The sequence below is a fragment of the Pseudoxanthomonas japonensis genome (assembly GCF_010093445.1).
Classification (GTDB): domain Bacteria; phylum Pseudomonadota; class Gammaproteobacteria; order Xanthomonadales; family Xanthomonadaceae; genus Pseudoxanthomonas_A; species Pseudoxanthomonas_A japonensis.
This window is the reverse complement of record NZ_PDWW01000024.1, coordinates 38783-51546: the sequence shown is the minus strand read 5'-3', so window position 1 is coordinate 51546 and position 12764 is coordinate 38783. Positions and strand designations below refer to the sequence as shown.

Annotated in this window: 12 protein-coding genes; 4 read left to right on the top strand and 8 right to left on the bottom strand. The window is 65.9% G+C overall.

Going from position 1 to position 12764, the window contains the following annotated elements; translation table 11 throughout:
* The first annotated feature begins 59 nt into the window (after nt 1–59).
* Nucleotides 60–764, top strand: a complete 705-nt coding sequence (locus tag CSC78_RS18900) for a hypothetical protein (RefSeq protein WP_202924188.1) — start codon at nt 60–62, stop codon at nt 762–764.
* A gap of 146 nt (nt 765–910) precedes the next feature.
* Here CSC78_RS18900 and CSC78_RS15060 read toward each other — a convergent pair whose 3' ends face one another.
* Nucleotides 911–1114, bottom strand: coding sequence for a hypothetical protein (locus tag CSC78_RS15060; protein WP_162338683.1), 204 nt, complete (start codon nt 1112–1114; stop codon nt 911–913).
* 199 nt (nt 1115–1313) lie between these two features.
* Here CSC78_RS15060 and CSC78_RS15055 point away from each other — a divergent pair, with 199 nt between their 5' ends.
* The 3 genes from CSC78_RS15055 to cfa all read left to right on the top strand — a co-directional run bounded on the left by CSC78_RS15055 (nt 1314) and on the right by cfa (nt 3646).
* Nucleotides 1314–1607 carry a GNAT family N-acetyltransferase gene (locus CSC78_RS15055; RefSeq protein ID WP_162338682.1) on the top strand — a complete coding sequence of 98 codons (294 nt, stop codon included), beginning with the start codon at nt 1314–1316 and terminating at the stop codon, nt 1605–1607.
* A 198-nt stretch (nt 1608–1805) separates the two neighbouring features.
* Nucleotides 1806–2522, top strand: coding sequence for a DUF3298 and DUF4163 domain-containing protein (locus CSC78_RS15050; RefSeq protein ID WP_238391302.1), 717 nt, complete (start codon nt 1806–1808; stop codon nt 2520–2522).
* Between the two features lie 5 nt (nt 2523–2527).
* Nucleotides 2528–3646, top strand: a complete 1119-nt coding sequence (cfa, locus tag CSC78_RS15045) for a cyclopropane fatty acyl phospholipid synthase (protein ID WP_162338681.1) — start codon at nt 2528–2530, stop codon at nt 3644–3646.
* A 63-nt stretch (nt 3647–3709) separates the two neighbouring features.
* Here the strand turns inward: cfa and pilH are convergent, their stop codons facing one another.
* The 7 genes from pilH to CSC78_RS15010 all read right to left on the bottom strand — a co-directional run bounded on the left by pilH (nt 3710) and on the right by CSC78_RS15010 (nt 12661).
* Complete coding sequence (gene pilH, locus CSC78_RS15040) at nt 3710–4102, bottom strand: twitching motility response regulator PilH (protein ID WP_055942820.1); 393 nt, start codon at nt 4100–4102, stop codon at nt 3710–3712.
* 102 nt (nt 4103–4204) lie between these two features.
* Nucleotides 4205–5200, bottom strand: coding sequence for a YhdH/YhfP family quinone oxidoreductase (locus tag CSC78_RS15035; RefSeq protein WP_162338680.1), 996 nt, complete (start codon nt 5198–5200; stop codon nt 4205–4207).
* A 20-nt stretch (nt 5201–5220) separates the two neighbouring features.
* The gene (locus tag CSC78_RS15030; RefSeq protein WP_162338679.1) at nt 5221–5517 is read right to left on the bottom strand and encodes a GIY-YIG nuclease family protein; all 297 of its coding nucleotides are present in this window, start codon (nt 5515–5517) and stop codon (nt 5221–5223) included.
* 680 nt (nt 5518–6197) lie between these two features.
* Entirely contained in the window at nt 6198–6791 is a 594-nt protein-coding gene (locus CSC78_RS15025) for an LOG family protein (RefSeq protein WP_162338678.1), read from the bottom strand.
* Between the two features lie 97 nt (nt 6792–6888).
* Complete coding sequence (gene lpdA, locus CSC78_RS15020; protein WP_162338677.1) at nt 6889–8325, bottom strand: dihydrolipoyl dehydrogenase; 1437 nt, start codon at nt 8323–8325, stop codon at nt 6889–6891.
* 241 nt (nt 8326–8566) lie between these two features.
* Nucleotides 8567–9790, bottom strand: coding sequence for a dihydrolipoyllysine-residue succinyltransferase (gene sucB / locus CSC78_RS15015; protein ID WP_162338676.1), 1224 nt, complete (start codon nt 9788–9790; stop codon nt 8567–8569).
* A 45-nt stretch (nt 9791–9835) separates the two neighbouring features.
* A complete protein-coding gene (locus CSC78_RS15010) occupies nt 9836–12661 on the bottom strand; it encodes a 2-oxoglutarate dehydrogenase E1 component (RefSeq protein WP_162338675.1) in 2826 nt (941 codons plus the stop codon).
* Nucleotides 12662–12764 lie beyond the last annotated feature (103 nt).

The following is a 12764-nucleotide window of genomic DNA, read 5'->3' as shown; positions in this document are numbered from 1 at the left end:
ACCTGCATTGAAGGTGGGCCGTGCTATCCCGGTGGCGTGTCCCACCCGTGGAGGAGCGCATGGCGACCCGCAAGGCAGCAGCCAAGAAGGCAGTCAAGAAGGCAGTCAAGAAGGCGGCAAAGAAGGCGGCAAAGAAGGCTACAAAGAAGGTGGTCAAGAAAGCCTTAAAGAAGACGGCGGCCGGAAAGAGCACGGCCCGCAAAGCGGTGAAGAAACCCGCGAAGAAGGCGGCGGCCAGCAAGCGCGTGGCGAAGAAGGCAGTCAAGAAGGCCGCATCAGGCAAGACCGTCAAGAAGACCGCGAAGAAGACGACGGCCCACAAGGTCGCCAGGAAAACGACGCGCAAGGCGGTTGTGAAGAAAGCCACTGCCAAGACGGCGACCAAGAAGGTGGCAAAGAAGGCAGCCACCAAGCGACCGGTGGCGAAGAAGGCCGTCTCAAAGCGCACGACGGCGCGCAAGGCGCCAGCGAAGAAGGCCGCACCGCGCAAACGCGCTCCGCGAAAAATCACACCGGCGCAGGCATTGGCGAACGCGCGCACGTTGCTGGAACAGAAGCACGAACACGATCGCCAGCCGGCACCCTGGCAGCAGCTTGATCATGAAGGTCACGGCGTCGCCCCCGGCACCGGCTTCGTGTCGTCGGAAGCGGCGGCCAAGGCGAATGAATTGCATGCGGCCGAAACCCGCATGAAGGCGATCCAGGGCAGTTCTGGCACGCAGGACCGGCGCAACCAGGGCAAGCGCGATCATCGCGGCGAGTGAAGCGCGCCGTTCGTGTCGATGAAGCGAGGGGTTTCGTTCTGCCTGCACCGTGCGTGCAGGTGGGACGGGACTCCGGCGCGGCAGTCGCACCCGAAGGCGGACCCCTGCGCCGCGCCGGAGCGCCCGGTAGGCGTCTTGCGGGTGGATCAGTCCATCAACGAGTGCACGGCGTGCACGCCGGCGGTCTCGCTGCCGGAATAGGTCGACATCAGGCGCTCGTACACCGCGTTGTTGAGCTTCTCGAATTCCCACGCGTCGGTGTGGCCGGTGACGGTGAGCTGGTACAGGCCTTCCAACAGGGTGAAGTCGCTGGCGCTGGAGACATCGGGCAGTGCGTCGATCAGGCTCATGGCGGAACTCCGGTATGCAGGTCTATGGCCCGTATCACGCAGCAATCGTGCCAACTTTCGATTTGCGATCCCGGTCACGCTCTGTCGTGCTCAGTCTCCCTTTCACAAGCGTGAATGTGACGCGCTGCGTCCAGTTCTGCCACGTCGCCAGCCGGGCATTGCGTCACACTGTCGGGGTGTCCCCTACCACGGTGCCGCCATGACGGACGACCTCGCTTCCTTCGACCTCCATCACGATGCGGCGGCCCGCCGCTTTTCCACCCGTCTCGACGGGCATGACGCCGAGCTCCTGTATTCGCTGCGGGACGGCCGCATGGTCATCGACCACACCGGCGTGCCGGAGGCGATCGGCGGGCGGGGCGTTGCCGCCGCGCTGGTGAGGGCCGCGCTGGATCACGCGCGCGCGCAGGGCTGGCGGGTGGTACCGGCCTGTTCCTATTCCGCGGCCTACGTCCAGCGGCATCCCGAGTACGCCGATCTGATCGTTGCGTGATCGTGATGGAGGACCGCGGTGACGCGGCCTAGAATGACGGCCATCACACGCGGAAGGAGCCCGAACGTGTCATCCCCCCACATACGCCGCCATTCCACCCGCCAGGCTGGCCTCGTCCTCATGACGGTGCTCGCGCTCGGCGCCTGCAAACGCGAATCCACCAGCCCACCCACGGCCGCGGGCGAGCCGCAGCCCCCCGTGACCGCACCTGCGGGGACGGTCGATGCCCCGGTCGAGCTGAAGGACATCATCGAGACCAACGACCGCTACGTCGTGGGCATCAGCTATCCGGCGACGATCAACCGGTACCCCGGCCTGGCCAAGGCGCTGTCCGCGTACACCGAAGCCCAGCGGGCCGAACTGATGGAGGCGGTCGAGGCGTTCGGCAACGACAAGCCGACCGCCCCCTATGAACTGTCGCTGGCGTTCGAGCAGGTGGTGGACACGCCGAAGATCGTGGCGGTCGCCGCCGATGGCAGCCGCTACACGGGCGGCGCGCACGGCCAGCCGCTGATCGCACGCTTCGTCTGGTTGCCGCACCAGGACGCACGCCTGACCGCCGACGCGCTGATCCCCGACCCGAAGGGATGGCAGGCCATCAGCGACTACGTACGCGAGCAGCTGCACACCGCCGTGGTGAACCGGGCCGACGAGGACGAACTGGAACCGACCGATCGCGCCGCGCTGATCAAGAGCACGTTCCGCATGATCGACGAAGGCACCGAGCCGGAGGCCGGCAACTTCAGCGAGTTCGTGCCGGTGCTGGATGCGTCAGGCCACGTCACCGCATTGCGTTTCGTGTTCCCGCCGTACCAGGTGGGCCCGTATGCCGACGGCACGCAGACGGTCGACGTGCCCGCGGCCCTGCTGCTGCCGCACGTCGCCCCGGCGTACGCGGAGCTGTTCGCCCGCTGACCGCCATGCCGCACGCCCGCTTCGAGCGCAGGATCGCAGACCTGTTGGCCGAAGCGGATGTGCGGATCGGCGGAAACCGTCCCTGGGACATCCAGGTCCACGATCCGCGCTTCCATGCCCGCGTGCTGGGGCAGGGCTCGCTGGGCCTGGGCGAGAGCTACATGGACGGCTGGTGGGATGCGGCCTCGCTCGACGGCCTGCTGTTCCACCTGCTCGCGGCGCGCGTGGACGAGCGCGTGCATGGCGCTGGCGAGATCTTCGATGCGTTGCGTGCCCGGCTGACCAACCTGCAGTCGCCACGGCGCAGCGGCGACGTCGGGCGACGCCACTACGACCTTGGCAACGACCTCTACGCCGCCATGCTCGGCCGCCGGCTGGTCTACAGCTGTGGCTACTGGCGCGGCGCCGCCGACCTCGACACGGCACAGGAAGCCAAGCTCGACCTGGTCTGCCGCAAGCTCCAGCTGCGGCCTGGAATGCGGGTGCTCGACATCGGCTGTGGCTGGGGTGAAGCGCTGAAGTTCGCTGCCGAGCGCTATGGCGTCAGCGGTGTCGGCATCACCATTTCCCGCGAACAGGCCGACTACGCGCGCCAACTGTGTGCTGGCCTGCCGGTCGAGATCCGCCTGCAGGACTATCGCGCACTGGCCGAACCGTTCGACGCGGTGTTCTCGCTGGGCATGTTCGAGCACGTGGGCGTCAAGAACTACGTCGGCTACTTCGACGTCGTACGCCGTTGCCTGCCCGCGGACGGCCTCTTCCTGCTGCATACCATCGGCAGCAGTCGTTCGGTGCAGCGGACCGGTCCCTGGATCGCGCGCTACATCTTTCCCAACTCGATGTTGCCCTCGGCGGCGCAGATCGCGCAGGCGATCGAGGGGCGGTTCGTGCTGGAGGACTGGCACAACTTCGGCGCCGACTACGACCGTACGCTGCAGGCCTGGCGCGGCAACGTCGAGTCGGCATGGGGTGCGTTGGGGTCGCGCTACGACGAGCGCTTCCGGCGGATGTGGCGGTTCTACCTGGCGGCCTCGATGGCCACGTTCCGCAGTCGCCGGTCGCAGCTGTGGCAGCTGGTACTGTCGCCGAACGGCGTGCCGGGTGGCTACGTGGTGCCGCGCTGAGCGGACCCACAAACGAAAAGAGCAGGCCGGAGCCTGCTCTTCATCGACACGAGTTGGCCGATGTCAGGCCGACGGCGCGGAGGGCAGTTCGCGCGCGTTGAAGATGCGCTCGATGACCTCGGCCAGTTCGTCTTCGGAGAACGGCTTGGTCAGGTAGGCCTTGGCGCCCTGGCGCAGGCCCCACATGCGGTCCGTGTCCTGGTCCTTGGTGGTCACCAGGATCACCGGGATGTGCTTGGTGGTGGCCTCGCGGCTCAGCGTGCGGGTAGCCTGGAACCCGTTGAGGTTCGGCATCACCACGTCCATCAGCACCATGTCCGGCAGCTCGCGCTTGGCGACTTCCACGCCCGCGGCGCCGTCCTCGGCAGTGATGGATTCGTGCCCCAGTTTCTCGACGATGCGCTGGATGCCCAGCAGTTGCGACGGCGAATCGTCGACGATCAGAATCTTTGCCATGGATATCCCCAGTGTTCCCCGGCATCGATTTTAGACGTTGTCGGTGACAACACAATGGGCTGGGCGGCCAACGGACGACGTCCGTCGTACCGCCGCCGCCGTTCATCCCATTCGCACCAGCGTGCGGCCGAACGAGCGTCCGTCCAGCATGGTGCGGAACACCTCGGGAAGCCCGTCCAGCGTGGTTTCGCGCGTGCAGATCGAGTCCAGGTGCCGCGGCTTCCAGTCGCTGGACAGATGCTGCCAGACCTGTTCGCGGATATCGCGTGCGGTACCTGCGGAAGCGACGCCGAGCAGGGACACGCCCCGAATTATGAAGGGCATCACAGTTATGGGCAGGTCGGCCGTGGCGGCGAGCCCGGCGCTGGCCACATTGCCGTAGGGCGTGGTCTGCGCCAGCAGGCTGGCCAGCATCGGACCGCCGACGTTGTCGAGACCGCCGCCGAAGCGGGAGGACTCCATCGCCCGCGTGGTGGCCAGTGCATCGCGGCCGAGCACGTCGCTTGCACCGATGGATTTCAGGTAGTCCGTGTTCCCTGGCTTGCCGCTGATCGCATGCACCTCGAAACCCGCCTTGCTGAAGATGTCGACCGCCAGCGAACCAACGCCACCGGTGGCGCCGGTGACGGCGAGCGGGCCGAGGTCCGGCGTCTGCCGGTTGTCGCGCATGCGGTACAGCGCGAGCGCGGCGGTGAAGCCGGCCGTGCCGATGATCATGCTTTCGCGCAGGCTCAGCCCGGCGGGCAGGGGAATGACCCACTTCGCATCGAGCCGCGCGTACTCGGCATAACCACCATCGCGCGTTTCGCTCAGGCCGGAGCCGGTGACCAGCACCGCATCGCCTTCCTTGAAAGCAGCGTCGGTGGAAGCCACCACATGGCCCGCCACGTCGATGCCGCCGACCAGCGGGAAGCGACGCAGGATCTTGCCTTCGCCGGTGCCGGCGAGCGCGTCCTTGTAGTTGACGGAGGAATAGGCCGTCTTGATGATGACTTCGCCGGGATTCAGCGCGTCGAGCGCGATGGTTTCGATGCCGCTGCGGTAACCGGCGTCGTCGTTGTGGATGCGGAAGGCGTTGAACGTGGTGGGGAGGGTCATGGTCGGCGTACCTCTTTCATTCAAGTAATGTCGGGATACAGGTCCCGCCAGGCTGGGTTCGCATCTTCGACGAGTTGGATCTTCCAGAGCCGCTTCCATGCCTTGAGCGTCTTTTCGCGCAGGATCGCAGATTCCATCTGCTCATGGACTTCATACCAGACCAAAGTATGGACACCGTATCGGCGCGTGAATCCGTCGGCCTGGTCGTTCCGATGCTGCCAGATACGCGCCGGCAGGTTGGAGGTCACGCCGATGTAAAGCGTGCCTCTGGGTTGACTTGCCAGGATGTAGACACAGGGAATCCGTTCCCGCGGCATGAAGATGTCCTTGGACTATCTCGTGCGCATGGCACGACTATAAACCGATCCCCGTCGTTCCAGCGAAAGCAGGAATCCATTGTCTGTACGTGCCGAAACGTTTGGAGCAAGTGCAGATGGGTCCCAGCGTTCGCTGGGACGACGGGCGGAGGCGGCAAGGACTGAACCATGTGGTCTTTGATTCCCGTCATTCCAGCGCAAGCTGGAATCCATTGTCTGTGCGCGCCGAAACGTTTGGAGCAAGTGCGGATGGGTCCCAGCGTTCGCTGGGACGACGGGTGGAGGTGGCATCGACCAGAGTGCGCGGTCGCCAATCGCCGTCATTCCAGCGCAAGCTGGAATCCATTGTCTGTGCGTGCCGAAACGTTTGGAGCAGTGCAGATGGGTCCCAGCGTTCGCTGGGACGACGGGTGGAGGTGGCAAGGGCTGAACTGTGCGGCCGCTGACCCCCGTCATTCCAGCGTAAGCGGGAATCCATTGTCTGTACGTGCCGAAACGTTTGGAGCAGCGCAGATGGGTCCCAGCGTTCGCTGGGACGACGGGCGGGGGCGGTGTCGACTGGATTACGCAGTCGCCAATCGCCGTCATTCCAGCGCAAGCTGGAATCCATTGTCTGTGCGTGCCGAAACGTTGAAGAAAATGCAGATGGGTCCGCCCCAGCGTTCGCCGGGACACGGCGCTCACCGCAACGACTTCCGCCGCTTCTCGTCCATCCACTTGTCCGCCTGCGCCGGACTGTAGGCGCGCATCCACGCAAACATCGCGTCGATATCGTCGCCGTGCCACAAGTCATCGCGCTGTTCCGGATGCAGGAAGCGTTCCTCCACCATGCGGTCGATCATGCCCATCAGCGGCGTGTAGAACCCTTCCACGTCGAGAAACGCGCAGGGCTTGTCGCCGATGCCGAGCTGGCGCCAGGTCAGCATCTCGAACATCTCGTCCAGCGTGCCGAAGCCGCCGGGCAGGGCGACGAAGCCATCGGACAGGTCGAACATGCGCTTCTTGCGCTCGTGCATGTTGGCGACGACTTCGAGTTTGGTCACGCCCTTGTGCGCGACTTCCCAGTTGACCAGTTGCTCGGGAATCACGCCGACCACTTCACCGCCGGCGGAGAGCACCGCGTCGGCGACGACGCCCATCAGGCCGACGTTACCGCCGCCATACACCAGCTGCATGCCTTCCTTCGCGATGCGGTCGCCCAGCGCGATGGCGCGCTCGGTGTAGGCGGGTTTGTTGCCTGCGTTGGAGCCGCAGTAGACGCAGATGCTCTTCATGCTTGATGTCCTGTCGTGCGTGTTGTCTGAAACGCAAAACGCCAGGCATCGCCTGGCGCATGCGGATCACGACGGCGACATCGCCGCCGTGCGGGCCTCAGTTGGGCTTGTGGATCGCGCGCTTGTGCACGGCCATCGCCGCATCGTGCACCGCTTCGGACAGCGACGGGTGCGCGTGGCAGATGCGGGCCAAATCGTCCGCGGAGCCCTTGAACTCCATGGTGAGCACGCCTTCGTGCACCAGCTCGGACACGTTGGCGCCGACCAGATGCATGCCCAGCACGCGGTCGGTTTCGGCATCGGCGATGACCTTCACGAAGCCGGTCGGCTCCGCCATGGCCACGGCGCGGCCCACCGCGGCGAACGGGAAGGAGCCGGCCTTGTAGGCCACGCCTTCGGCCTTGAGCTGCTGCTCGGTCTTGCCGACCCAGGCGATCTCGGGCGAGGTGTAGATGACCCACGGAATGGTGTCGAAGTTGACATGTCCCGGCAGACCGGCAATCAGCTCCGCGACCGCGATGCCTTCCTCGAAGCCCTTGTGCGCCAGCATCGGCCCGCGCACGCAATCGCCGATCGCCCAGACGCCATCGACGCCGGTGTGGCAGTGCGCGTCCACTTCCACCTGGCCGCGTTCGTTGAGCTTCACCCCGGTGCCGTCGGCCAGCAGGCCCTTGCTCGCGGCGCGGCGGCCCACGGCGACCAGCAGCTTGTCCACGGTCAGCGTCTTCTCGCCGTCGGCGTCGCTGTAGGTGACCACGACTTCCTTCTTCTTGCCCTTGCCGGTGACCTCGGTCTTCGACACCTTGGCGCCCAGGCGGATGTCGAGGCCCTGCTTCTTGAACTCGCGCGCGGCGACCTTCGACACTTCGCTGTCGGCGACGGTGAGGAAATCGGGCAGGGCTTCGAGGATGGTGACCTCGGCGCCGAGGCGGTTCCACACGCTGCCCAGCTCAAGACCGATCACGCCCGCACCGATCACCGCCAGGCGCTTGGGAACTTCGGTGAAGTCCAGCGCGCCGACGTTGTCGACGATGGTGTCGCCATCGAACTTCGCGAACGGCAGTTCGATGGAATCCGAACCGGCGGCGATGATGATGTTGGTGCCCTTCAGTTCGATGTCGCTGCCGTCGTGCTGCTTCACCTTGACGACGTTGCCCGGCTGCAACTGGCCGAAGCCGTAGTAGGCGGTCACCTTGTTGGCCTTGAACAGCTGCGCGATGCCGCCGGTGAACTGCTTCACGATGGCGTCCTTGCGGCCGACCATGGTGCCGACGTCGATCTTCGCGTCCTTGACGCTGATGCCGTGCTGTTCGAACTGGTGGGTCAGGTTGTGGTACTGGTGCGAGGAATCCAGCAGCGCCTTGGAGGGGATGCAGCCGACGCGCAGGCAGGTGCCGCCGAGCGCGGGCTTGCCGTCCTTGCCCAGCGCGGCGTCGATGCAGGCGACCTTCATGCCCAGCTGCGCGGCGCGGATGGCGGCGTGGTAGCCGGCCGGGCCGGCACCGATGACGACGACGTCGAATTGTTCAGCCATTTGGAAGTCCTTTGCTTTTTCCTTCTCCCGCCGGGAGAAGGTGGCGCGAAGCGCCGGATGAGGGTGTGCCGCAGTCGCTTATCCGTAAGCCGCAGTGATGAACGAGCCACAGCGAGTGGAGGAAATGAACAGCCGCTAGTTCGTCTCTACAACTCGCTGCGGCTCGTTCATCTTCACGGGCGCCAAGCTGCTGATGGGGCGCCCCCAACCCCTCTCCCGCAGGGAGAGGGGCTCAAGCGCATCACATGCCCAGCAGCATGCGGTGCGGGTTTTCCAGCTGGTTCTTGATGTCGACCAGGAACAGCACCGCGTCCTTGCCGTCGATGATGCGGTGGTCGTAGGACAGCGCGATGTACATCATCGGCGCGGCGACGACCTGGCCGTTCTCGACGATGGCGCGGTCCTTGATGGCGTGCATGCCCAGGATGGCGCTCTGCGGCGGGTTGACGATCGGGGTGGACATCAGCGAGCCGAAGGTGCCGCCGTTGGTGATGGTGAAGGTGCCGCCCTGCAGGTCTTCCAGGCCCAGCTTGCCGTCGCGCGCCTTCTTGGCGTAGTCGGCGATGCCCTTCTCGATGTCGCCGAAGCCCATGCGCTCGACATTGCGCAGCACCGGCGTGACCAGGCCCTTCTCGGTGGAGACGGCGATCGAGATGTCGGAATAGCCGTGGTAGATGATGTCGTTGCCGTCGACCGAGGCGTTGACGATCGGGTGGCGCTGCAGCGCGTTGGCGGCGGCCTTGGCGAAGAAGCTCATGAAGCCGAGCTTGATGCCGTTGGCCTTCACGAAGTCGTCCTGCAGCTCCTTGCGCATCTCCATGACCTTGGCCAGGTTGACTTCGTTGAACGAGGTCAGCATGGCGATGGAGTTCTTGGACTGCATCAGGCGCTCGGCGATGCGCGTGCGGATGCGGGTCATCGGCACGCGCTCTTCCGGACGGGCGCCGCCGGACACGCCGGCGGTCTTGCCGCTGGCGTAGTTGACCAGGTCTTCCTTGGTCACCGCACCGCGACGGCCGGTGCCTTCCACGTTCGCCGGGTCGATGCCTTGGGTGACGGCGGTGAAGCGGGCACCCGGCGGCAGCGCGTCGGCGCCGCCCGGAGCGGGCTTGGTGCTGGACGGTGCCGCGGCGTCGGCCTTGGCGGCCTCGGCCTTCGGCTGCACTTCCTGCGCACCGGCGGCGGGCTTCTTCTCTTCGGCGGCGGGCGCCGGCGCAGCGGCTGCGGCGCCTTCCTCGATGATCGCCAGCAACTGCTGGCTGGTTACCGTGTCGCCTTCCTTGAACTTGATTTCCTTCAGCACACCGTCGACGGGCGAGGGCACTTCCAGCACGACCTTGTCGGTTTCCAGGTCCATCAGGTTCTCGTCGCGCTTGACCGCGTCGCCCACCTTCTTGTGCCAGGCGGCGATGGTGGCGTCGGAAACGGACTCGGGAAGAACCGGAACTTTGACTTCAGTGGCCATGGGATGGGACGTCCTGGTGGTGTTGTGCGATGAAATGGGAGGGGCTTATTCGGCGACGTTGCCGCTGCCGAGCTTGTTGACCAGTGCGTCGGCGACCAGCTTCAGCTGTTCCTCGACGTGCTCGGCGAAATGGCCGGCGGCGGGCGAGGGCGAACGCGGGCGGCCCGCATAGTCGAGTGTCTGCTTGTCGGACAGGCAGGCCTGCAGGTGGTGCTTGATCTGGTACCACGCGCCCTGGTTCTGCGGCTCTTCCTGGCACCAGACCACCTCGGTGGCCTTGTTGTAGCGCTTGAGCTCGGCGGCCAGCTGTTCGCGCGGGAACGGGTACAGCTGCTCCACGCGCAGGATGGCGACGTCGTCCTGGGCGCGCTTCTGCGCGTCTTCCAGCAGGTCGTAGTAGACCTTGCCGGAGCAGACAACGACGCGCTTGACCTTCTTGGCGTCGGCGGTGGCGTCGGGAATCAGGTGCTGGAACTCGCCGTTGGCCAGCTCGTCCAGCGTGGACACCGCCAGCTTGTGGCGCAGCAGCGACTTCGGCGTCATCACCACCAGCGGCTTGCGGGTGGTCATGCGCATCTGCCGGCGCAGCATGTGGTAGGCCTGCGCGGGGGTGGTCGGCACGCAGACCAGCATGTTCTCCAGCGCGCACAGCTGCAGGAAGCGTTCCAGGCGCGCGGAGCTGTGCTCCGGACCCTGGCCTTCGTAGCCGTGCGGCAGCAGCAGCGTCAGCCCACTGATGCGGCCCCACTTGGCTTCGCCGGCGGCGATGAACTGGTCGATCACCACCTGCGCGCCGTTGGCGAAGTCGCCGAACTGCGCTTCCCAGATGCACAGCGTGTTGGGATCGGTGGTCGAGAAGCCGTATTCGAACGCCATCACCGCTTCCTCGCTGAGCAGCGAGTCGATGATGGTCGCCTGCTCCGGCTGTTCGACCAGCTGGCGCAGCGGCAGGTAATAGCTGTCGGTCTTCTGGTCGTGCAGGATCGCGTGGCGGTGGAAGAACGTGCCGCGACCGGCGTCCTGGCCGACCAGGCGCAGGCCGTTTCCTTCCGACAGCAGCGTCGCGTAGGCGAGGTTCTCGGCGAAGCCCCAGTCGGCCGGCTGTTCGCCCGCCGCCATCTTCACACGGTCCTCGTAGATCTTCGCCACGCGCGGATGCAGCACGACGCCGGCCGGGATGGTGGTGATGATCTTGGCCAGCGCGTCCAGCGCCTTGCGCTTGACCCGGGTGTCGACCGGGTCGCTGAGCTTGCCGGACAGGTATTTGGACCAGTCGATGGCCAGCTCGTCGCCCTTCTGCTTGGCGAGTTCGGTGGTGTATTCGCCCGAATCCAGCTTGTTGCGGTATGCATCGGCCAGCGCCTTGCCGCCTTCGGCCGGGATGACGCCGGCGCCTTCCAGCTTGGTGGCGTACATCTCGCGCGTGGTCGCGTGCTTGCGGATGGTCTGGTACATCACCGGCTGCGTGGCCGCGGGCTCGTCGGCCTCGTTGTGGCCGTGGCGGCGGTAGCAGACCAGGTCGATCACCACGTCCTTCTTGAACTGCTGTCGGAAGTCGTACGCCAGCTTCGCCACGAACACCACCGCTTCCGGATCGTCGCCGTTCACATGGAACACCGGGGCGCCGACCATCTTGGCGACGTCAGTGCAGTACAGCGTGGAGCGCGCGTCTTCCTTGTTGCTGGTGGTGAAGCCGATCTGGTTGTTGATGACGACATGCAGCGTACCGCCGACGGCGAACCCGCGCGCCTGCGACATCTGGAACAGCTCCATCACCACGCCCTGGCCGGCGAACGCGGCGTCGCCATGCATGATGATCGGCAGCACGTTCTGGCGGGCGGCGTCGTTGCGGCGCTCCTGGCGCGAGCGCACGCTGCCGGCCACGACCGGGTCGACGATCTCCAGGTGCGACGGGTTGAAGGCCAGCGCCAGGTGCACCGGGCCGCCCGGCGTCGCGATGTCGGCGGAGAAGCCCATGTGGTACTTCACGTCGCCGGCGTGCGCCAGGTCGTTGTCGTGCTCGAACTTGCCCTCGAACTCGTCGAACAGCTTGCGCGGGCTCTTGCCCAGCGTGTTGACCAGCACGTTCAGTCGGCCGCGGTGGGCCATGCCGATCACGATGTCCTTGACCCCGCCTTCGCCGGCGCTGCGGATCATGGTGTCCATCAGCGGGATCAGCGCATCGCCGCCTTCCAGCGAGAAGCGCTTCTGGCCGACGTACTTGGTGTGCAGGTAGCGCTCCAGGCCTTCGGCGGCGGTGAGGCGCTCGAGCGTGCGGCGCTTGGCGTCGTCGGACAGGCCGAACTGGCCGCCGGCGGTCTCCAGGCGCTGGTAGAGCCACTGGCGCTGCTCGACCTCGGAGATGTGCATGAATTCGACGCCGATGGGACCGGTATAGGTCGCCTTCAGGCGGGCCAGCAGGTCGCGCAGCTTCATGCGCGAGTTGCCGCCGACGTTGCCGGTGCTGAACTCGCTGTCGAGGTCGCGATCGGACAGGTCGTGGAAGGACAGGTCCAGGTCCGGCGGATTGACCGGCGGGGTCAGGCCCAGCGGGTCGATCTGCGCACCGAGGTGGCCCCGCGAACGGTAGGCGGTGATGAGCCGGCCCACATTGCGCTCGCGTTCGTCGCCGCCACCGGTCGCGACCACGCCCTTGCCGGCCTGGCGGGCGGCATCGGCGACCTGCTGGATGACCACCGAGTGCGGGACATCACCGGCCTCGCGGCCCTTGAATCCGTCGAAGTAGGCCTTCCACTTGGGGCCCACGCTGTCCGGGGCGACGAGGTACTGCTCGTACAGGTCTTCGACGTAGGAGGCGTTGCCTCCGTTGAGCTGCGAGGATTGCGCGAACTGCTTCAGGAGATTGTCCACGATGGGATTCGGTGGGGTAGTCGAGGGGCGCTTGCGGTCCATGTCGTGCGATGTCCCACGGACATGGACGAAAACCCGGAAATTATACCCCCATGCCGGGAAG

Bases quoted from the DNA above. Each gene is read 5' to 3' on its own strand.
- CSC78_RS18900 (WP_202924188.1), top strand. From the start codon at position 60: ATGGCGACCCGCAAGGCAGCAGCCAAGAAGGCAGTCAAGAAGGCAGTC.
- CSC78_RS15060 (WP_162338683.1), bottom strand. From the start codon at position 1,114: ATGAGCCTGATCGACGCACTGCCCGATGTCTCCAGCGCCAGCGACTTC.
- CSC78_RS15055 (WP_162338682.1), top strand. From the start codon at position 1,314: ATGACGGACGACCTCGCTTCCTTCGACCTCCATCACGATGCGGCGGCC.
- cfa (WP_162338681.1), top strand. From the start codon at position 2,528: ATGCCGCACGCCCGCTTCGAGCGCAGGATCGCAGACCTGTTGGCCGAA.
- pilH (WP_055942820.1), bottom strand. From the start codon at position 4,102: ATGGCAAAGATTCTGATCGTCGACGATTCGCCGTCGCAACTGCTGGGC.
- CSC78_RS15035 (WP_162338680.1), bottom strand. From the start codon at position 5,200: ATGACCCTCCCCACCACGTTCAACGCCTTCCGCATCCACAACGACGAC.
- CSC78_RS15030 (WP_162338679.1), bottom strand. From the start codon at position 5,517: ATGCCGCGGGAACGGATTCCCTGTGTCTACATCCTGGCAAGTCAACCC.
- CSC78_RS15025 (WP_162338678.1), bottom strand. From the start codon at position 6,791: ATGAAGAGCATCTGCGTCTACTGCGGCTCCAACGCAGGCAACAAACCC.
- lpdA (WP_162338677.1), bottom strand. From the start codon at position 8,325: ATGGCTGAACAATTCGACGTCGTCGTCATCGGTGCCGGCCCGGCCGGC.
- sucB (WP_162338676.1), bottom strand. From the start codon at position 9,790: ATGGCCACTGAAGTCAAAGTTCCGGTTCTTCCCGAGTCCGTTTCCGAC.